Below are 19,968 nucleotides of genomic sequence, written 5' to 3'. Positions count from 1 at the left end.
TCTGCACTTTTAAGTGAGTTACTGAAACAGTATTAATTGTTACAATTTGCTAGGAGATTACTAATTACTTAGAGAAGAGAGGTCAGAATAGAACTTTTAAGGAGAAGAGAAGAAATAGACTATAAAGATAAAACCTCAATACCTTATAACAATCATTATAATTTATGAGGATAAATTCTCCTTTATTACCCTATAGGCGTTTTTCCATAAAACCTCTTCTTCATGTCCCTCTATCGCTTTAGCCAAATCCTTAACCTTCAAGATGTTCTCAAATCCTTTTGGCGTTTCGCTTATTCCTAGAAAATCTGTACCTATGGCAACGTATTCCCAACCAAACGACTCTCCTAAGTATCTTATACTCTCAACAATACCATTAATGGTAGCCTCCTTTAAAGTGGATACTATTGCAGTAACTCCTATAACACCTTTAGTCTTAACTATAGCCTCTATCTCCTCATCGTCCAAATTCCTCTTATGCTGTTTTAATCTGGTAAAGTTAGTGTGAGAATCGATAACTGGTTTCTTAGAAATTGACGTAACATCTAAAACAGTCCTCTTGCCAGCATGGGCTAAATCTATTATTATACCCAGTTTATTAGCCAATCTAACCAACTCCTCGCCCTCTGAAGTCAATCCGTAATCCTTCTTGGACATACAAGACGATGCAAACTTATTGTCGTAATTCCAGGTTAAACCTAAATTGAGAACGTTAAGTTCTTTTAAAAGATATAGATCAGTGTAGTCCCTTAGAATGTCAGCACCTTCTAATGACAATAGTAGTTTAACATCTTTAGGCTCAATATCGTTAACATCTCTCACAATTTTCACTATACCTTTTCTCTCCAAATAATAGTAAAACTTAACTTGATCTAAAAATAGTTCAAGAGAAAAGTTTGTTGACTTAGTTGGACTTCCATAAAGAGCAGTTAATTCCTCGCTTCTCTCATCTAAAGTATCAACATGTGGGAAGAGTGAGGCAAAGACTAATGAATCAAACTCAGTTAGCATTTTTATACTGGACTGCCTATTACCTTCAATTACGTCAATTCCCATTTGGTTTGAGTAGGCTAGATCCTCGTGAAGGTCTATTAACTTCATTTTTGCCTCCAAAGAATTTATAGTACATGTAAACATTTAAAGCCATTATTATACCAGAAGCCAAGAATGGCAAATCAATCTGAGATTCGGAGAACAAGTAGCCGGTTAAGCTTGTTGAACCAGAGGAAGCTGCTAATCTAGTTACTTGATTAATCCCCATTGCTCTACCTATCTCATCTTGGCTTACCATTTCCGCAATCGCCCTTTGTTGTATAGGTAGTGCTAATATTCTCATAGCAGGAAGAATAAGGTAAATCCCTAAGGATATCGGAAAGATCCTTATGATGGGCATTATAATTGAAAGAAAAGCACCTATACCCCTTGTAATAGCTATGCTCATCACAAATCCCATCTTCCTATCCAACAGTGGTGCTATGAGGATTAACGTAGAAGCGATAAGGCTACTGAGGAAAGTGAATATTGACATTTCAGATTTTGGTGTGTGGTATACGAGGATGAAGAACGGAATCAGAAATGGAGTTATTAGACCTACAGATATACCATTTAATAACCCCGTAATTGAGAACTTCCCTATTACCACTTTGCTTTTCAAGGAAGCTGACTTAGCCCTTATGTTTTTAGCCCTTACTGGAAACAGTACAAGAACTGATAAAAACCCCATTACCATTGCAATTAAAAATCCTTGCTCCGTATTAAATAACCCAGCTACGAGAGAGCCGATTGAGGCTGATATTCCAGATAGAAATGTGAATAGAGAGAAATAAAACGTTCTATTATCGTTGTCAGTCAGTTCGGTAATTAAAGCGTTTTGTATGGGGGCTACAATTCCTCCAATTCCACCACCGGCAACTGCTCCAGTCGCTGAATACCCTCCTAGTGCTGATGCAACAAAAAGTGCGATTAGTGAGTGATTTAGGAATATCAGTAAAGCACTTAGTGGTAGGAGAATTGAGGCTAGGACTAAGGTATTTTTCCTTCCATATAAGTCGGCGAGGTAACCTACTGCTAGGCCGAATATGGCTGTAGCAAAGGTACCAGTAGTGTATGTAAATCCCAAGATTAATGATGAATATTTCAACTCAACTAAAACCAGATAAGGTAAGATAACGAATATTATCCCAGCTGACAGACTTCTTAAAATCCTTGAGGCAATTAGTGAAAAAATGCTAACCTTATCCATAAGTTAAAAGTTATACAGTTTGTTAAATAACTAACTCTATTCCTCCTCTTCCCTTTCTACTTCCTTCACTTCAACTTCTTTTTCAACTTCTGCCACAGCTCTCTTCATCTCATCTATATCCTTTTGTGGCAAGGGCTGTACTGAGACTGACCAATTGGTAATTTTCAAATACTTATCCCATTGTACAATAATTCCATTATCCGTTATATCCATTGGATGTCTAACCATCGAAATCTTAGTATCCCTCATCTTCCAAACGATTATTGACCTATACATTACACCCTCAACCTCGTCTAAATCTAGCCTTATTATACCATCCACAGCATGCTCTACACCGGGGCCTCCAAATCCCCTCTCACCCACTGAAACTTGGCTAACGAAAATTGCAGTACAGCCTAGACCGGATATAACTCTCTTCAACTGCATTACAATACTTCTCGCCATCGCTGGCTTATTCAAGTAAAGTGTACTTATAGAGTCTATAACAACTCTAGTCGCATTTATCTCTTTTATTGCAGTTCTCAAAACTTCTGATAATTCTTTAGCGTCATCAATGTTTTTCACAACGTATTTCTCTCTTTGTGCTGTGCTACCGTAACCTCCCGTGAAAGCATCTACGATTGCGAACTTCCCCTCCTTTTCATATTTCCTAACGTTCCATCCGAAGTGCTCGAAACTTCTTAGCACAGAAACTGGGTGTTCTTCTAAAGCTACGAATACCCCGCTTTCCCCCTTAGTTAAACCGTTGTAGAGGAATTGTTTACCTAATATCGATTTTCCTGTACCAGGACCTCCTGAAATTAAAACAATATGCCTCTCTGGAATACCTCCGTAAAGTATCTCGTCAAGTCCCGGAATATAGGATCTTACTCTTCTCATAGCATGACATAATTTTATATAGCAATATAAAATTAATTCTTAAAGTTTATATTGTTATAAGACTTGCATTCAGTGTTTACTCTGTATCGAAATTACAAGGAGTAGATATGTCAAGTCAGATAAGGGATTATTTCTAACTCCCAATTACTGAATTTGGTGAAATGTGCGATTAGCGATAGAATCTTAAGTAACATTGCATAATATTTTAATAAGATGTGTGTGAGATTCTATTGATGGATGTAAAACAAAGATTGATATTAAGTATGATTATATCATTGTCCCTCACAATTATATCAGAAGGCATAGTATTAATAGCAATAGCCTCTTTACTTCATATATCATTATTTTTTATATTTCCAGCACTCTTAATTTTCTGGATATTTCAATGGATTATTTCACCTTATGTAGTGGGAAGAGGTGGTTATGAGGTTTTTCCAGACGATCCTCAATACGGCTGGCTCTACAACTTAGTTAGGAAAATAGCTGAAGAGTCTAAAATTAAGCCCCCTAGGGTTTTCGTGATTGACGCACCTTACCCTAATGCCTTTGCTTACGGTAATAGATTGAGCGGTATGAGAGTTGGAATAACCTTACCTTTGTTAAATATCCTTAACCTTGATGAATTGACGGCAGTTATAGCTCACGAAGTAGGACATATAAAGCATAGAGATGTCGAGATAGGTATGACAATCGGTCTAATTCCTACAGTATTAGGATATATTAGTACACTACTGATGAATTTCGGATATTTAGCATTGTTCCTTGCAGCCGATGAAATTGAACTATTATTCGCTATAGCGGCTTTAGCAATAGGATTTGTTATCTTTATTGTAACTTTCATACTGCAAATATTCGTCTTATGGTTTAATAGGCTTAGAGAATCATACGCGGATTATAACTCATTTCTAGTATTAGGAGAGGCATCAAAAGCTTTAGCTACTGCATTAGCTAAAATCGAAATTTATATGCAAAACATTAGGATTGACCCATTTACTGGAATTATAGTAACTGCACCACCAGTGAAAGTGGAAGAGAAAGATCCTTACTTATTAGTTGAACAGTGGTTAAGAACTAAGGTTAGTGTATTTAAGGACATTTTATCTACCCATCCTTATCCAGCCAAGAGAGCCCAAATGATTTACAAGTTAATCTATGGTAATAATATATAGATTCTATATCAGTAAATAATATATTTTCTACATAAAAAATCTTTATAATCTCTCATATAAAAATATATAATTATAGAATCCAATAGAATAAAATTCGGCACATCGTTCCCGGGAATGATACCTTGGGAAATAGTCGTGGTGTATTTCATCCCGGTACCTTTAGTGGTATATGGACTGGGTAAAAGACTAGTTAAGAGTGATTTTATAACACTTGATTTTGTATATATAGCAGTTGGTGGAGCATTTAGTGTAGTTTGGGAATTCTACGTGCGTAGCTTCATAGCGAGGTTCTTCCCTAGCTCTCCTTTTTTAGAAATTGGGTTCTAGGGAAGACTTTTTATCTTTCTGATAGTCGAATTACAGGTTAGAAAGCCAAGAGTCGGTGTGATAAGCTTAGCGGTTTACACATTGTTAGCAAATTTGTTCCATTACGGCTTTGGTGACTAACTGTTGTCTATGAGTTACTTACAGCCTTTTTGCAGAAGCTATTATTATAGCCACTCGAGGTAACTTGTTCGATATTAGGTATAACGGCAATAGCAGAATTTCAGTTAGGACAAAAATAGTGGGATTTGCCGTAATTGAGGGTATAATAATTGGTATACTATGTGCAATTCCGGACCTATTATTTTATCTTAGGATTTCTAAATCCTCTGATCCACCGCGCTGTAGTGAACTGTACTACTATGCAATTTGACCTACTAGCTTTAATCCCAGCAGATGCTTTGATTGGGATCTTAAGGGCTTTAGCAAGGCAAAGAATAGCTAGGGCTGTTGGCCATTAATATTTATATTTTTACATTTCCTTACTTTTATACATATGAGGATACTGGCAGTTTACAATCATCCCGTGGAAACCCTAGGCACATTAAAGAAATTCTTACCTCATGTTGAGGAAATAATGGCTGAAGAACTTAAGGGAGATGAACAATTTGACGCGTTAATAATAATGGGAGGACCAATGGGCGTTTATGAAAGGGATAAATATCATTTTTTGAACGTAGAGATGGAGTTAATAAAAAAGGCGTATAGGCTAGATAAAAGAGTTTTAGGAGTTTGTTTAGGTTCACAGTTAATTGCGGAAACCTTAGGCGGTAAGGTAATTAAGGGTGGTTTTGGACAAGAAATTGGTGTTCAGAAAGTTAGGTTGTTGGGAGACTTAAAGGATTTTATGGGTACTGATGAGTTATTAGTATTTCAATGGCATGGTGATACATTCTCATTGCCAGATGATGCTGTATTACTAAGCTACAGTAACAAATATTTCCAAGCGTTTAGGCTAAAAAGAACTTTAGGCGTACAATTTCATGTTGAGATAAATTCGGAAATGATCAGCAAGTGGGTAAAGCTATATGGTGGGAATGAAAGTATAGTTGACGATGTGAAGAAATTTGAAAGTGAACTTGAAAATTCAGCGTCAAAATTGATAAAGTACTGGATGCAATTATAGTCTATTCAATTCAGAACCTAAGATTTCGCCCTTTTTCTGACAAGTCCTTTGGTTAACTATCGATTGGGATATTGTATTTTTTAAAATATTCTGTCTCGTAATAGATTATTCTCTCACTTAATTTAGAAAATCTATAATTTTATTTAACTTACTCTATCTCCTCAATAACTTTTAGTATCTTTATATAGAGAGATTGAAGATGCTTATGAGTTTTCTCGCCTACAAGAAATTCCAATTTCATACTGTACTAAGTCTGCTATTATTATTATAGTACTCTCTTATCTTTAGAACATCTATACTTTTTCCTTCTTATAATTTAGATAATATTAATTATAAAGCTTATATCCGATATGTAGCATATTTCTTTATCCGATATTTTCATCTCACTGATCGATTTCACTATATCTTTCACATCTAAGATTTTCAAAAATTTCATCCATACTTTTCTAGATTTCTCTTCTCCTTATAATCTCTTTCAAACCCTCTTCAGAGTAGTTTATTCAGCGGTCATTTAGCTCTCTAAGATCCATTATTCAACTCTTCTAGTAGATACTGTTACCCATCTCATGTCTGTTATGCACCATCGAGAATATAATAAACTATTTATTACAAAATTAAAAAAATTCAGAGAAGCGTAATTGCTATCAATTTGTTTTCAGTCATCTCAAGCATCGTTTCTCTAACTCCTTCTCTACCGATACCTGTTTTCTTAAATCCGCCAAAGGGTAATGAATCCCATCTCAATCTTGTACTATCATTTATGATAACCGCACCAAACTTTAACTCCCTACTTAACTTTAGAGCTCTATTTACATCATTAGTAAAGATTGCGGACTGCAAACCATATTCAGTCGAATTAGCTATTTGAATTGCCTCCTCATCGCTCTTTACACTCACAATTGGTGCTATTGGCCCAAACACTTCAGTCTTTAGCACTAACATATCTAAAGAAGGATTAGTAACCATAGCCAATGGGAAATAGCTTCCACCCTCTGGACCCTTATTAAGAATCTCAATCTTACCTCCTTTACTCTTAGCATCCTCTAATACACTATTCAAATTCTCAACGCTTTCCCTATTAATCACTGGCCCAACGTCAGTAGTCTCATCCAATGGATCACCTACTTTTAACGCTCTAGCCTTCTCGTTAAATGCTTTTACGAACTTATCGTATACCTCTTGCCTAACTATAATTCTCTTACCAGCATTACAGTTCTGTCCAGCGTACTCAAACCTAGCTCTAACAGCTATTGAGGAAGCTCTATCTATATTTGCATCTTCTAGGACGATTATGGGATCGGAACCACCTAGTTCCATTATTATTCTCTTCCCTAAGGAAACGGCTTTAGAGGCTATCTTAAGGCCAGTTTGCGTGGAACCAGTTAGTGTAATCAAACCAACTAATGGATGTGTAATTATCTCATCCCCGATCTCACTACTATAACCAGTGACTACTCTAACTACGCTATCAGGTAATCCAGCCTCAACTAATATTTTCTTCATTTCTATTGCAGCAAGAGGTGTATTTATACTTGGCTTAACCACTACTGAATTTCCGACTGCCAATGCTGGAGCAACCTTGTGAGCAAACGAGTTTATGGGGAAGTTGAAGGGTAAAATTGCAGTTACAACACCTATTGGTTCCCTTGTACTTACAACTATTCTATTCTCATTCCCAGGAGGGTATTCATAAGCGTCTACTCTATAATTCTTACCTTCTAAAACCATCCCAGCCTCTTCAGCGGCCTGTCTAAATAATCTGGAAGCTCTCAATACTTCAACTCTGGAATCCCTAATTGGCTTACCGGCTTCCATTGCAAGTAATCTGGCTAATCTCTCTTGCTCTCTTTCTAAAATTTCCGATACTTTCCTCAGTATAGCAGTCCTTTTATAGAGGGGCATCTTTGATATTATTTCAAATCCCTTGTATGCCTCCTCTATCTCTCCTCTAACCTCATCTTTACTCATTCTTTTCACAGTTCCAATTACCTTAAGATTAGAGGGGGAACGAATTTCAATAACCTCTAGACTCATTAAGTATATATTTGTATTAGGAGTTTTTAAGCAATTATGAAATAATTAATCCAATTTTTTGAACACACAATGTTTGTGGTAAGTTTTTAAACATATCATCTCTAGTTTAAAATAATTAAGAGTAAAAACGTATTAATATGGACACATCGGATCTTCTGCAAACGGATTATTATATACTGCAAAAGCTCTAGCCCTACTTCCTCCACAAATATTATTGTACTTGCAAATACCACATTTCCCTTCAAATTTTCCATCTTTTATTTTTTTCAAAACCTCGGACTTTCTATAGATATTGACGATACTTTCCTTTCTAACATTACCTAAATATAATGGTAAGAAGCCACTAGGGTAGACATCACCATTGTAACCGACAAAGATAACGCCAGCTCCGTCCCTAGTAGGCAAAATACTCTTATCAATTTCCCTTACTGGTTCACCTAATAGCTCACGTAATTTAGAAACTAGTTCATTGTTACCAGTAGCTGAAGTATACTCGAGTTTAGCTCTCCTAAAGAAAGGTGCCTCAACAGTTCTTACAACTAAATCATATCTTGTGACTTCAACTAGAAAGTCTATAACATCTTTATATCTCTCTTTAGGTATGTCCAACTCAATAACTCCTCTACCCACTGGAATTAGAAAGAACACCTCCCAAATCTTTACTCCAATCTCTTTTAGCGTTTTTACTAGAAAAGGTAACTCACTATAGCTTTTCTTCCAGACTAGGGTATTAACCTGAACTTGTATCCCGTATTTTAGTCCAAGCTCAATCCCCCTTAAAGCGTGCTTGTAACTACCAAATCCCCTTAACCAGTCGTGGGTTTGAGGAGTAGCTCCATCTAGGCTAATTGACATGTATTTAGCGTAATTGCTTATCATCTTCATTGTCTCATCGTTTAGACGATATGAAGGAGAGGGTGCTATTGAAACTATTAATCCTAATGATTTAGCGTATTCCATCAGTTCAAAAATATCACTTCTACTTAACGGATCACCACCAGTGAAAACTATAACAACCTTTCCAAATTTCGCTATATCCTCTAGTAATTTTTTACTCTCTTCAGTATTAAGCTCATCTGGTAACGGCTTATCTATAGCATTAGCTCTACAGTGTTTACAAGTTAATGGACAAGCCTTAGTTACTTCCCAGAAGACTAGATGTGGAGAGTTTTCAAAGGGCATAACGGATCATCCCCGTAAATGTCTTCATTCCAATAATACGCTCTAGCTCTATCTCCTCCTTTACATGCAGATCTATATTTACATTTTCCACAATACTCTCCCTTCAAGTACTTGTCCGTATTTATGAAAAAGTCTGGAATATTCTTAATTATCTCCTTAAGTGGTTTTTCCCTAACGTTACCTAACTTGTAAAAGTCAATGAATTGACAAGGATAAACGTCACCATTCGGATATATTGATATCATCTTCCTTCCACATCCTCCACTATTTTCAACGAATTTCATATATTTTTCAAGCTCTTCCTCATTTCTAGCTAACTTTTTAGCAATGTAAATCCCATCAAATTGTCCTAAAGTAGTTTCAATTTCAATCTTTCCACTTAGCTTAATTGCATAGTCAACTAATTTGTTTATGAAACTAACATATTCCTCAGAAGTGTACATCCACTCTCTTAATTCCTTACCCCTACCACTAGCTGATAAATGATAAAACGTTATCCTCTTAACTCCCAGTTTCAAGGCCAATTTCACGTACTCGTCTACTTGATGAATATTTTTAGCCGTAATAGTGAATCTGAGTCCAACATTTAATCCAACGTTTATTGCATTTTCAATTCCCTTTACTGTCATATTAAAGGCTCCATTTAGACCTCTAAATTTATCGTGAAATTCTGGATCGTAACTATCTAAACTTATACCTACATAAGAGAAATCCAGTTCCTTCAATTTCTTTGCAACGCTCTGGCTTATCAATGTGCCATTAGTAGATAAGGCCAATTTTATTCCCTTACTCCTAGCATACGATGCTAACTCGAAGAAGTCCCTCCTCATTAAAGGCTCTCCTCCACTCATTATGATTAACGGAATCTTCATTTCAGCCATTTCATCTATTAGCCTTAATGCGTCTTCTGTAGATAACCCATCTTCCCCCTCAGGCGATGCGTTAATATAACAATGAAGGCATTTCAAGTTGCATTTCCGAGTAAGATTCCATGTTACAACTGGTCTAAATACGTCACTGAATTTACTAGGTCTATCCTTATTATACTCACCCTTAATGTGAAATGATACTGTGCCAGAATTAGTTACTAGAACGCTTATTGGAATCATGAAAATAAAAAGGTATTTAAATCATAAAAAGGCGATCCCTAATCCTTTAGCAATTATTTTCTTAAACGGGGTTGTTCACATTTTGTACAACTATTTTCTTAACTCTCCTACACTTCTGCAATAGTTTCAACTTATTGACGCTTGGTGGTATTATAAGCTCATCAACGTCACTTATTTCTTGAATATATTTCTCCACATCGTCATCAGAGATATTAACTAGGCTTAATTTCTTAATACCTTTAAATACAATAGGCTTATTCGTTTGCATTATCTCCTCCTTGTTTACCGATAATTCGTCTATATCGGAAATTATAATTAAATTACCCATTCCTTCCTTAAATCCCTCAATGAACGTTTTACCACTTTCAACTACGCCACTTGCAGTTCTTTTGGCAGCATCAGTTAAATCCAAGAATGTCCTAAAGGCCTGATTTGTGACCTCTCCAATAGTCTTGCCAGAGGATCTAGCAATTTCTGTTAGTTTTTTATATATTTTCTCATCTACTCCTCTTATTGTAATTGTTTTCTTATTGTTTTCATTGTTTTCTTGACTCATATGTTAAACATGTATTACACATTTAAAAATTTTTTCCTAACCTAAACGTTCATGACTCGTTGAGTTTTCACAAATTGGACATCTCCTAAAGCTTCTTAATATCAATCTTTTTCCTAATTTAAAGGAAGTAGTAAGTTTCATAAAATAAGTGGATAAGGAGGTAATAAAAGATGAAGACGAAATTGAAAAGATAGAATAAAAAGAATCTAATCCCAGAAAAAATTGAAGTAAAGTTAATAAAGTGCTTAATTACCGTAGGGAGGGAAAACAACATTAGACAAGATGAGTTGGAAGACCAAGGATGTACCAACATTAGCATCATTTTTAGTGTCTAATAACGCATCATGGATAACAAGAGTAAATAGTAGTTTCCTGAAAAATGACTTATAGTATATAACGCTTAATTTTTCCAATGTAAGATTTAAGGTGTATTTATACTAAATGCGCTTAAACTATTTACGATTACTTAAATCTTCTCGAAGAGAATCTATGTTAGTATTTAAGGTTTAAGGGATTTAAGGTGAATTTACGTAAAGTACTAAGTGAATTTTATAATTGATGGAGGGATGAACTGCCAAAATGATATGTGCTGACGAGAATGTTATTCAAGATTCACTAATCTTATTGTTTGATAATTGATATATCTCATACCAACGCAGAAAACTAATTGAAAAATTAAAAATATAAAAATACTTAAATTATAAACTTCTATAAACCTAAAGATTTACTCCATAATCTCCTTTTAATACTTCAAGGTAAGAAAAAATTTAATTGTTTACTGGTAATCTATTATTCATGAGTTTAAAGGGAATGGTTTCGATTGTAACTGGTTCTGCAATGGGTATAGGAAAGGAAATTTCACTAAGACTAGCTGAAGAGGGATCTAACGTAGTTTTATTTGACATTGTAGAAAAAGTTAAGGATACTCTCCGTGAGGTTAAGGACCGTGGAGTTGATGGGTTGGCAATAGTAGGTGATGTGACTAAAAGGGTAGATGTAGAAAGAGCAACAAAAGATGCAATAGATACTTTTGGAGAAATTGATATATTAGTAAATAACGCTGGAATTTATCCAACTAAGCCCTTCTTGGAAATGACTGAAGATGATTGGGATAAAGTATTAAATGTTAACCTTAAGGGCACATTTCTCTTTTCCAGAAGCGTAGCTAAACATATGGTTCAGAGAAAGTATGGGAGGATAATAAATATTTCAAGCAATGCAGCAATTGTGGGCTTCCCTGGTTTAGCCCACTATTGTGCTAGTAAAGCTGGCGTGGTAGGTTTAACTAGGGCAATGGCTTTAGAGCTCGCTCCTTATGGAATAACAGTAAATGCTATTGCTCCTGGGCCAATAGAAACTGAGAGAACGTCCACTAGTTCTTCACAACAAGCAGACTATCAAGCGTTTTTGAGGGCAATACCAGTTGGGAGGTTAGGTAAACCAAGAGATGTAGCCAACGTGGTAATTTTCTTAGCCTCCCAAGAATCTAGTTTCATAACCGGGCAATTGATAGTAGTTGATGGAGGATATACAGTACATTGAGGAGATCCTAAAATAAAAATAATTAGAGTTTTTAAGGTTGTTTTTTAATTTTATTCCATTTTTTGAAAAATGAATATAGATAGTAAGAGATCTAGTTCTAAAACTATTTAGATAGAGCTAAGCTTAGTAAAGTATCTTAATATATCACCATAATACCTTAACTCTTAACGCTAAAGTATAACGGTTCACAGTAAGAGAATAGGAAGGAAAATTAGTCATCTCAAAAGATAACAAAGTCTGCCTTTTCATATAGTTTTTTATTCGGAGAAATTCTATTGTTACTTATTATAAAAAGTTATCACTATGGGCAAAAATGAGACGTAAAAATAAAAGTTATGAATTTTATCTCAAATTTAAATAAACAGTTTATAACAATTTGTAGAGAAACTTTTAAAAACAAATGTTTATAAATATATTTTATGGTTGCAAAAAGAGTCTATCTTTTAGATTTAGGTATACTAGGCGGAGATTCTGGATGGTTTTTACCAGGAGCTGCTGGAGGAGCAAAAACATATAGCAATAGAAACGCAACAAGTCAATGGTTAGAAATTCCAGTCTCCGCAGCCTTAATTGAGCATCCAGAAGGTTACATTTTATTCGATACCGGAATTTCACCAGATGTAATGAAAACTCATGAGAAGGGTCTGGTAGAAGCCTTCCCGTTACTTAAATTCGCTGAGGAAAATAGGTTAGAAAAGCAGTTAGCTTTAGTAAATGTTAAACCAGAGGATATTAAGGCTGTAGTAATATCTCATCTCCATTTAGATCATATTGGTCAAGCTATTATATTCAAGGATTTAAGAACCCCTATTATCGTTCAAAAGAGGGAGCTAGAATACGCCTTATTAATGATGTGGCAAGGTAAGGGAGGTGCTTATGATTTCGCCGATCTTGGACCATTAAGAGGTGCTAATTGGGTTCCGATAGCTGATGAAAAATTTGAGATAGCTGATGGTGTTATTGCAGAATTTACTGGTGGTCACACACCTGGTCATCAAATACTTCATGTAAAGACACAAGCTGGAAATACTTACATCTTAACTGGAGATTATCTGCATTTAGTTAAGGAAATGGAATTAGAGGCTAAAGGGTGGTTATTGGGTGACGCAGATGAGTGGCACACTTACATCAGAAAACTAAAATATTTAGTTTCTAAACCTAAAACTAAGCTAGTAGCTGGACATGACGTAAACCTTTGGAATAACTTCCCTAAGGCTCCGAAGGCGCTCGAGTGAGATACAATGTCCTCTAACTATATTGCATATACTCCTAACAACGATCCCGTATTTGTAATTGAAGTTCCAAGAATAAAATTTGGAATTAATGCTATAGAAGAAGTAGGAATCGAGGCAAAGCGCTTAGGTTTAAAAAAAGTAATGTTGGTTGTAGGAAAGAGACTTTCTCAAATGAAATTGACCGAGAAGGTTATACAAAAGTTAGAGGAAGCTTCTATTTCAGTAAAGGTAATTAACGAAGTTAGAATAGAGCCAGAAGATGAGGCCTTAATTGAGGCGTATAGAAAAATTAAAGATGAGAATGTAGACGGATTTGTAGCTTTGGGAGGAGGTTCAACTATAGATACTGCTAAAGTATTGGACTTGCTTCATACTTATCCTGCAGAGCTTTCAGATTACATAAACGCGCCAATAGGAAAGGGTAACATTCCCCCTGGCCCTATAAAGCCACTAATTGCCATACCAACAACTGCTGGTACTGGAAGTGAGAGTACTTCGGTTGCAGTTCTCGATGTTAAATCATTAAAAGTTAAGACTGGAATAAGTAATCCTTACATTAGGCCTACTGTTGCAATAGTTGATCCACTAACTACTGTAACTTTACCTCCGATGATTACGGCATCTACTGGTTTAGATGTTCTAAATCATGCTATAGAATCTTTTACTTCTAGACCTTACACCTCAAGGCAGTATCCAGAGTCACCATTAAAGAGAGCAGTATATGCTGGATCAACGCCAATTAGCGATATTTTTGCGGCTAAATCTATTGAATGGGTTAATAAATACTTAAGGAGAGCATATGCAAATCCTAACGATATAGAAGCTAGATATTATATGATGTTAGGTGCAAGCATAGCGGGGATAGGATTTGGCCATGCTGGAGTTCATTTACCACATGCTATGGCATATCCTATTGCCGGAATGGTTGAAAAGTGGTATCCTTCAGATTATGAGTTCGGCTATCCTATAGTTCCTCACGGTTTAGCTACTGCAATTCCTGCTGCATATGCATTTAGATATTTAGCTAAATTCTATCCAGAGAGATTTAAAGAAATATTGAAAATTGTAGGAATTGAAACAAGCAATGATCCTAAAGAGATATCAGAAGCCATATCAGAATACTATTTACACTTATTAGAAGACATATCTGTACCAACAAAGCTAAGGGATATAGGCTTCAGTGAGTCGCATTTAGATAAGCTTGTAGAAGGTACGTTAGCTCAGAGAAGGTTACTTGAACAATCTCCTAAAAGGTTGACTAGAGAAGAAATAAAGAAGATATTTATGGAAGCGTTGTAAGAAAGAAAAAAATTTTATAGAGAAGAGACGTAATTTTTCTAAAAGTTTCTTCTTCAAACAATTCCGGAAGTGATCTTATCCAGTCGTCTTATTCAATATACTAAAAAATATAGTAAACTAAAAATTTTCACAATTAGTCGTCATTATCTTGGGGTAACCACGAAACTAGAAAATGCTAAACTGTTTGACTTTATGTGTGAGGATTGGAGATTTTTGTAAGGATAAGCAGTATGAACCACGTAATCATCATTAATTTCTAAACCTTTGACCTCTATCTTTTTTATACTCTTATATATGTAATCTATCTTTTCTTTACGTATAATGTTGTCCAAGAAAGTTGATGGATCTTTTTTGTTTTAGTATTAAATATTTACGAAAAGTGTACAAACTTCAAGGCTTGTTTGAAACTGCTGACGACGGCTAACTTTATCACTTTAATACATCAATATCTATGTTGTGCCATTAAATGAGTTAAATGAGCTAATTAGGGAGAAACTTGGCATCGAAACTTATCCTTACCAAAATTACGTTAGTGAAGAAATAAAGAAAAATCTTGATAGAAAAAGATTCATTTTAGTTTCAATGCCTACTGGAAGCGGGAAGACACTAATTGAATTATCCGTTGCCTATTATTTGACGAAGAAGAAGGTTAGTAATATAGTTGTATTAGAACCCACTAGACTTCTATGCGACCAAATGTACCAAAGATTCTGGAGGAAGGTCTTTGGTGATGATGTTGGTGTAGAATATGAGGGAAATTGCGAGTCCTTTGAAAAAGGGAAGAAAATCATAGTGTCAACCCCATTTACAACAGCTAAATGCCTAGATAAAGCTGACGCAATAATAGTCGATGAAGTACATCACGCCATTGGAGATGCAAGATACGAGGAGGTGTTAGTAGATTTAGAGCCTAATTTTTTGATAGGCTTTACTGCCTTACTACCTTCTTATAAAAAGTATCTTATAGACTCCCGATTAGTTAAGTTATTAGGTCAGCCTGAGTATTTAGCCTATGATTTCAAGAGCCTTTCGACAATAGATCCATCTTTTAAGCTTCCTAAAGCAATAGCCGATATCTTCGATTCAGAGTTCAACAACTTAGAGGATTCTGTCTATGAGGCCTTCTTTAAGGGATTAATAAAAGGAAAAAAGGAAACGGTCAAGTTCTTAGAACTCACATTCTACACTTATGGTAAAGAGGCTTTCTGTGAAAGCTATAGAAGACTAATTGGGAAAATAGAGGAGAACCCTTACATTGATTCCATTTGTGACTCAAAAGATTTAAGTCACAAAGCTAGAGCATTGAGGAGTGTCTTAAATATTTATAAGGTTGAGGAATTTAAGCCAGTACTAATATTTACCTCCAGGAAGTCAACAGCGTATGAATTCGAAAGGGCCATCTCAGATATGGGGAAGGTAAAAGTAATAACTGGGGACTCACCTAGATATGAAAGGTTGAAAGTAGTTCACGATCTTAGAAAAGGGGAAATTGACGTTCTAATATCAACAATTGTGGGAGAAGAGGGAATTGATATACCGGAAGCTAAACTATTAATAATGACAGACGTTCCTCAAAGCGCATTGAGGTTTTATCAAAGATTGGGAAGACTAATAAGAGGAAAGGAAAAAGAGGAAGGGGAATCAGCTATAAAATATTTAGTTGTAACGTTAACTCCAAAAACTTCAGAATATGACAATCTAGATGAGGCATTAAGGAATCTTTACTTAGAGGGAGTTGATGTGAGTTATCTTATTGAAAAGAGAGAAGATAAGGGACCAGTCGCTAGGGTAGTAGATATTATTAACAAAAGCGGTGGGAGAGTCCTAATTAATCAGATAGATGATACGAAAAAGAGAAGCACTCTCTCGTTACTATCTCTCTTAGAATCAAATGAAAGTAAGTCACATATAGATGAGTACGTTGATAGAACGTTGAGGGACGGTAAAGCGTTATACTACTACGATGAGGAGATGATGGGAAAGGTAATTAGCCAAGTCCTATTGGGGAGTTATTGTAACATAGGTTTTGGAGAGACTTACATGAGGTTATGCAATAGTGAATATAAGAAAATTGGAGAGATTTTATGGAAGAAAAAAGGGAGCATAAAATTGGATAAGAAAAGCTCTCTCAGACTTTTCATGAAGTTATTTCTCTCCAGTAATTTGGACGAGGTAATTAACGAGTTAAGCAGTAAGAAAAGTGAGTACGAGAAGGAGTTGGAGGGAAAAGATTATAATGTTGAGGTCACGATGGGCAAAGTTGGGAATGGTCTTATGGCTCAAATTCTAATCTCAGCTAGTGTTGATTCAGTTACTGTGAATCCTAAAGTTCAAATAAATTACTATAACCTCAAAGATGAGAAGTTGGCTAAATTAAATTCTCTTGTAATAGCCTATAATAGTTTGGTTAATTTTTATAAACTAACTTCTACTAGTAATGGTAAGGTAGACTCCAAGTAGTGTTATAACGGAACCGACTATTTGAGGTAGCGTAGGAACCACACCCAACACTGCGAAACTAGTAATGTAAGCCATCACTGGCACTAATAAGGATCCAGTGCTGGCGTAAACAGTTCCCAATTCCCTAACTCCATTAAACCAGAAGTAGAATCCCAATATTTGGGCTAGGATCGCTAACAGTAAAAGTAAGGATAGTGTAACTAAACTAAATCTGAAATAATAGTCAATTGGAGTAAAAGCTAGAACTATGGGAAGTGAGGTTAAGGTCATGAATGCGTTAAGTTTTGCAATATCTTCTTTAGCTAAATTTCTGGAATAATAAATAGTACCTCCAGCCCACAATATCCCAGCCAACAATCCGAAAACTAGCCCAATGTTAAACGATAGAGTTGCTGAGGATATCACTCCTATAACTCCTAAAAGCACACCGACAATACCTTTAGGTGTAATCCTATTCCCAAGCAATCTCTCAATTATCAGAACGAATATCGGCTGTGTATAAATCATTACTGCCACTAAACCCGGGTCTGGAGATAATCCAATTCCCAGATTTATGAGGATTAAGAAGAATGCGAAATTCATTAAACCGTTTATGAATTGCTTTTTACCTACTGATAGTCCCCTACCTAGAATTAAAAAGAAAACAGCTGCTATCCCAACTCTAAAGGCACTAATGATCATAGGCGATGCAGAGTATGCAATTATCTTAGTTAAGGGGAAGGCAAAACCCCAGAATAATGATAATGGAACTATCCATCTAAGGAAAGAGATTGTGGTTTTCTGCATGCAGTAGAACAGAAAAGGTTTAAAGATTTAAAAACTTCAGTTTTGATTTGGTTTGTGGACTTCTTCCTAATCTACGACCTTCTTTACTATCAAGTGTATTTAGTGAATAGGGGAGTAATAATTTTAAATGTAGATATTTCTAATGCATAAAATTGTTGCTCACGTTCATAAACTAGAAAACTATCCTATCGTGAGAATGAGCTTTACTTAATAATGGTCACACCGTACCTTTCAGCTATTTTTGAAAGCTTTCTATCGAAGGTAATCAAAGGTAATCTTTCTCTAATCGCATGAGACAGTATAACGATATCCTTATAGTCTGCTAATGGAAGCTTTTCTTCCTTAACTATTTCTATAGCACTTCTTACGTTATCTGCACAATCGCATACAACCTCAGCCTTTTCATTCCTAATGTAAGCTAACAAGTCATCTATCTTATCCTCAAGTTTCATACCCTTTAGAAACCATACAAGTTCGTGGACAACCGTTACTGGTATTATCCACTTATCGAGACTGTCGAGTAACTCTTCAGCCCTCTTATGATACTCGGAATCTTCAATGTAGTCATAAATTATTATGTTAGTATCGATCACTGCTTTCTCCACGTTCTATTGCCTCCTCTATATCTTCTAAAGAAAGGCGTTTCCCGAGCCTTATTCTAGGTCTCTCACTCCTAACCTTCCTAAGAACTATCTCGTCATTATTTAGGTAAACCTCAAGTACATCTCCTTCCTTTATTCCAATCTTACTCCTCACTGAAGCAGGTATTGTTATCTGATAATTTCTGGTAACCTTAACCCTTTCCATGCATCTACTTCTTAATTTACTAGTATATAAATATTTCTACTAATCTCACTGGAAGTATTTTGATGTAGTCATCTTATTCGATATAGTAACAACAAAATTAGCTACAATCGCCACGACCACTTATATAGATCCTCTCATCTTCCCATGCAAAAAACTGAGATAAGTCCAGAACTCGTTGAAGACTGCTTAGCGATGAAACTAAAATTAGGGTTTATGAGGTTTGTACTAAATCATTGTCTAGGTCTAAGTCATGAAGTCAAGCTCTATGCCTTTCTCTTCAAGAAGTTTAGTTACTTTCTCCCTAATGTTAACAAGTATATCTTGTACTAAAGGTAATGGTTTCATACCGTAATCTACTAGGAACATTAGTCTATTAACCTCGGTTAACTTCCATATTTTATAGATCTGATTAACGATATGTTTCAGACATCTAAGCAATAATAATACACTATTCTCAGAAGAAAATAAAATGGAAAATCAGCTGAAGAAAATAGGTTATAAACCAGAAGATATACACTTTATAATATTTTCTCACTTGCATCTTGATCACACTGGAAGTCTGGAGCTGTTTAAAAATTCTAAACCAGATATAATTGTTCACGAGAAGGAATTAGAGTACGCGTTACTAAACGTATGGTTAAATAAACCTGCTCCTTACCTGCTGAGGGATTTGGAAATTTTACGAGAAATGAACATTGTCCCCATGTCCACTGATTATCTAGAAATACTCCCAGGAGTTGAATTGTTTTTGATTGGAGGACATACACCTGGTTCAATATTGCTAAAGGTAAGAACGCAAAATGATAATAACTATATATTTACTGGAGATTTCATACATGTGCCAGAAGAACTTAGTTTTGAAAGTAAAGGTTGGTTATTAGGTAATGCAGAAGAATACTATACAAGAATAAGACTTCTTAAATCAATGCAGAAGTTACCTAGAACAAATATAATAATTTCACATGATCCTAAACTATGGGATAAATATCCGAAAGCCCCGAAAGAACTGAAATAGTTCTTAAATTAAATTAAAGAAGTTTTGAATAAGAATAAAAACTCTAGGTACTGAAATATTCAAATAAGCTCATTATACTTGCTTCATCATTATTAGATTGGATAGCACTAATCTTAGCACATTTAAACCTTGATAGTATTTTAGATCATTCATATACACACTTAATAATTATTATCATGAGTTTTCTAAAGAATTATCAACCCTCG

The 19,968-nt window shown here is 35.3% G+C and carries 18 protein-coding genes and 2 pseudogenes; 9 read left to right on the top strand and 11 right to left on the bottom strand.

Features of this window, described 5'->3' with window-relative positions:
- Window positions 1–162 precede the first annotated feature (162 nt).
- From GFS03_RS05515 to GFS03_RS05505, 3 genes are read right to left on the bottom strand one after another with little or no spacing between them, the layout of a single operon-like run.
- Entirely contained in the window at window positions 163–1,098 is a 936-nt protein-coding gene (locus GFS03_RS05515) for a dipeptidase (protein ID WP_153422874.1), read from the bottom strand.
- On the bottom strand, window positions 1,043–2,239 hold the full coding sequence (locus GFS03_RS05510) for an MFS transporter (RefSeq protein WP_153422873.1): 1,197 nt from the start codon (window positions 2,237–2,239) through the stop codon (window positions 1,043–1,045). Before GFS03_RS05510 ends, GFS03_RS05515 begins: the two co-directional genes overlap by 56 nt.
- 36 nt (window positions 2,240–2,275) lie before the next feature.
- Window positions 2,276–3,118: a KaiC domain-containing protein gene (locus GFS03_RS05505; protein WP_153422872.1), complete on the bottom strand. Its 843-nt coding sequence runs from the start codon at window positions 3,116–3,118 to the stop codon at window positions 2,276–2,278.
- Between the two features lie 233 nt (window positions 3,119–3,351).
- On the opposite strand from GFS03_RS05505, the gene GFS03_RS05500 reads away from it, so the two are divergent.
- From GFS03_RS05500 to GFS03_RS05490, 3 genes are all read left to right on the top strand, one after another.
- Entirely contained in the window at window positions 3,352–4,287 is a 936-nt protein-coding gene (locus GFS03_RS05500; RefSeq protein WP_153422871.1) for a zinc metalloprotease HtpX, read from the top strand.
- Between the two features lie 114 nt (window positions 4,288–4,401).
- On the top strand, window positions 4,402–4,614 hold the full coding sequence (locus tag GFS03_RS13550) for a hypothetical protein (RefSeq protein WP_238699220.1): 213 nt from the start codon (window positions 4,402–4,404) through the stop codon (window positions 4,612–4,614).
- Window positions 4,615–5,107: 493 nt separating this feature from the next.
- Window positions 5,108–5,737, top strand: a complete 630-nt coding sequence (locus tag GFS03_RS05490; RefSeq protein ID WP_153422870.1) for a type 1 glutamine amidotransferase — start codon at window positions 5,108–5,110, stop codon at window positions 5,735–5,737.
- 624 nt (window positions 5,738–6,361) lie between these two features.
- Here the strand turns inward: GFS03_RS05490 and GFS03_RS05485 are convergent.
- The 4 genes from GFS03_RS05485 to GFS03_RS05470 all read right to left on the bottom strand — a co-directional run bounded on the left by GFS03_RS05485 (window position 6,362) and on the right by GFS03_RS05470 (window position 10,618).
- Window positions 6,362–7,771, bottom strand: coding sequence for an aldehyde dehydrogenase family protein (locus GFS03_RS05485; protein WP_153422869.1), 1,410 nt, complete (start codon window positions 7,769–7,771; stop codon window positions 6,362–6,364).
- Window positions 7,772–7,903: 132 nt separating this feature from the next.
- A complete protein-coding gene (locus tag GFS03_RS05480; protein WP_153422868.1) occupies window positions 7,904–8,953 on the bottom strand; it encodes a TIGR04053 family radical SAM/SPASM domain-containing protein in 1,050 nt (349 codons plus the stop codon).
- A complete protein-coding gene (locus tag GFS03_RS05475) occupies window positions 8,926–10,062 on the bottom strand; it encodes a radical SAM/SPASM domain-containing protein (protein WP_153422867.1) in 1,137 nt (378 codons plus the stop codon). The genes GFS03_RS05480 and GFS03_RS05475 overlap by 28 nt, the downstream gene beginning before the upstream one ends.
- Before the next feature lie 61 nt (window positions 10,063–10,123).
- A complete protein-coding gene (locus tag GFS03_RS05470; protein ID WP_153422866.1) occupies window positions 10,124–10,618 on the bottom strand; it encodes a hypothetical protein in 495 nt (164 codons plus the stop codon).
- Window positions 10,619–11,413: 795 nt separating this feature from the next.
- Between GFS03_RS05470 and GFS03_RS05465 the strand changes: the two genes are divergently transcribed.
- From GFS03_RS05465 to GFS03_RS05450, 4 genes are all read left to right on the top strand, one after another.
- Entirely contained in the window at window positions 11,414–12,160 is a 747-nt protein-coding gene (locus GFS03_RS05465) for an SDR family NAD(P)-dependent oxidoreductase (protein WP_153422865.1), read from the top strand.
- Between the two features lie 419 nt (window positions 12,161–12,579).
- Window positions 12,580–13,395, top strand: a complete 816-nt coding sequence (locus GFS03_RS05460; RefSeq protein ID WP_153422864.1) for an N-acyl homoserine lactonase family protein — start codon at window positions 12,580–12,582, stop codon at window positions 13,393–13,395.
- A 6-nt stretch (window positions 13,396–13,401) separates the two neighbouring features.
- Window positions 13,402–14,694: a hydroxyacid-oxoacid transhydrogenase gene (locus GFS03_RS05455; RefSeq protein ID WP_153422863.1), complete on the top strand. Its 1,293-nt coding sequence runs from the start codon at window positions 13,402–13,404 to the stop codon at window positions 14,692–14,694.
- Window positions 14,695–15,150: 456 nt separating this feature from the next.
- The gene (locus GFS03_RS05450; protein WP_153422862.1) at window positions 15,151–17,154 is read left to right on the top strand and encodes a DEAD/DEAH box helicase; all 2,004 of its coding nucleotides are present in this window, start codon (window positions 15,151–15,153) and stop codon (window positions 17,152–17,154) included.
- Here GFS03_RS05450 and GFS03_RS05445 read toward each other — a convergent pair.
- Complete coding sequence (locus GFS03_RS05445; protein ID WP_153422861.1) at window positions 17,116–17,940, bottom strand: DMT family transporter; 825 nt, start codon at window positions 17,938–17,940, stop codon at window positions 17,116–17,118. The two genes, GFS03_RS05450 and GFS03_RS05445, sit on opposite strands and share 39 nt — an antisense overlap.
- A 48-nt stretch (window positions 17,941–17,988) precedes the next feature.
- Here GFS03_RS05445 and GFS03_RS13545 point away from each other — a divergent pair.
- Window positions 17,989–18,090: pseudogene (locus GFS03_RS13545) on the top strand (IS6 family transposase); the annotation flags it as partial.
- 53 nt (window positions 18,091–18,143) lie between these two features.
- Here GFS03_RS13545 and GFS03_RS05440 read toward each other — a convergent pair.
- From GFS03_RS05440 to GFS03_RS05430, 3 genes and pseudogenes are all read right to left on the bottom strand, one after another.
- Window positions 18,144–18,545, bottom strand: coding sequence for a PIN domain-containing protein (locus tag GFS03_RS05440; protein ID WP_153422860.1), 402 nt, complete (start codon window positions 18,543–18,545; stop codon window positions 18,144–18,146).
- Window positions 18,520–18,747, bottom strand: coding sequence for an AbrB/MazE/SpoVT family DNA-binding domain-containing protein (locus GFS03_RS05435; protein ID WP_153422859.1), 228 nt, complete (start codon window positions 18,745–18,747; stop codon window positions 18,520–18,522). Before GFS03_RS05435 ends, GFS03_RS05440 begins: the two co-directional genes overlap by 26 nt.
- Before the next feature lie 243 nt (window positions 18,748–18,990).
- Window positions 18,991–19,200: pseudogene (locus GFS03_RS05430) on the bottom strand (flavin-dependent oxidoreductase); the annotation flags it as partial.
- 16 nt (window positions 19,201–19,216) lie between these two features.
- Here GFS03_RS05430 and GFS03_RS05425 point away from each other — a divergent pair.
- Window positions 19,217–19,762 carry an MBL fold metallo-hydrolase gene (locus tag GFS03_RS05425; protein WP_413789014.1) on the top strand — a complete coding sequence of 182 codons (546 nt, stop codon included), beginning with the start codon at window positions 19,217–19,219 and terminating at the stop codon, window positions 19,760–19,762.
- The last annotated feature ends 206 nt before the right edge of the window (window positions 19,763–19,968 follow it).

The sequence above is a fragment of the Sulfolobus sp. E5-1-F genome (assembly GCF_009601705.1).
Lineage (GTDB): Archaea > Thermoproteota > Thermoprotei_A > Sulfolobales > Sulfolobaceae > Saccharolobus.
The sequence above is the reverse complement of the archived record's forward strand: the minus strand, read 5'-3'. Positions and strand labels throughout refer to the sequence as shown.

What these genes read in the sequence shown, in the direction of transcription:
- GFS03_RS05515 (WP_153422874.1), bottom strand. Translation starts at nt 1,098, where the DNA reads ATGAAGTTAATAGACCTTCACGAGGATCTAGCCTACTCAAACCAAATG.
- GFS03_RS05460 (WP_153422864.1), top strand. Translation starts at nt 12,580, where the DNA reads ATGGTTGCAAAAAGAGTCTATCTTTTAGATTTAGGTATACTAGGCGGA.
- GFS03_RS05490 (WP_153422870.1), top strand. Translation starts at nt 5,108, where the DNA reads ATGAGGATACTGGCAGTTTACAATCATCCCGTGGAAACCCTAGGCACA.
- GFS03_RS05435 (WP_153422859.1), bottom strand. Translation starts at nt 18,747, where the DNA reads ATGGAAAGGGTTAAGGTTACCAGAAATTATCAGATAACAATACCTGCT.
- GFS03_RS05480 (WP_153422868.1), bottom strand. Translation starts at nt 8,953, where the DNA reads ATGCCCTTTGAAAACTCTCCACATCTAGTCTTCTGGGAAGTAACTAAG.
- GFS03_RS05455 (WP_153422863.1), top strand. Translation starts at nt 13,402, where the DNA reads ATGTCCTCTAACTATATTGCATATACTCCTAACAACGATCCCGTATTT.
- GFS03_RS05425 (WP_413789014.1), top strand. Translation starts at nt 19,217, where the DNA reads ATGGAAAATCAGCTGAAGAAAATAGGTTATAAACCAGAAGATATACAC.
- GFS03_RS05475 (WP_153422867.1), bottom strand. Translation starts at nt 10,062, where the DNA reads ATGATTCCAATAAGCGTTCTAGTAACTAATTCTGGCACAGTATCATTT.
- GFS03_RS05485 (WP_153422869.1), bottom strand. Translation starts at nt 7,771, where the DNA reads ATGAGTCTAGAGGTTATTGAAATTCGTTCCCCCTCTAATCTTAAGGTA.
- GFS03_RS05500 (WP_153422871.1), top strand. Translation starts at nt 3,352, where the DNA reads ATGGATGTAAAACAAAGATTGATATTAAGTATGATTATATCATTGTCC.
- GFS03_RS05510 (WP_153422873.1), bottom strand. Translation starts at nt 2,239, where the DNA reads ATGGATAAGGTTAGCATTTTTTCACTAATTGCCTCAAGGATTTTAAGA.
- GFS03_RS05470 (WP_153422866.1), bottom strand. Translation starts at nt 10,618, where the DNA reads ATGAGTCAAGAAAACAATGAAAACAATAAGAAAACAATTACAATAAGA.
- GFS03_RS05505 (WP_153422872.1), bottom strand. Translation starts at nt 3,118, where the DNA reads ATGAGAAGAGTAAGATCCTATATTCCGGGACTTGACGAGATACTTTAC.
- GFS03_RS05465 (WP_153422865.1), top strand. Translation starts at nt 11,414, where the DNA reads ATGAGTTTAAAGGGAATGGTTTCGATTGTAACTGGTTCTGCAATGGGT.
- GFS03_RS13550 (WP_238699220.1), top strand. Translation starts at nt 4,402, where the DNA reads ATGATACCTTGGGAAATAGTCGTGGTGTATTTCATCCCGGTACCTTTA.
- GFS03_RS05445 (WP_153422861.1), bottom strand. Translation starts at nt 17,940, where the DNA reads ATGCAGAAAACCACAATCTCTTTCCTTAGATGGATAGTTCCATTATCA.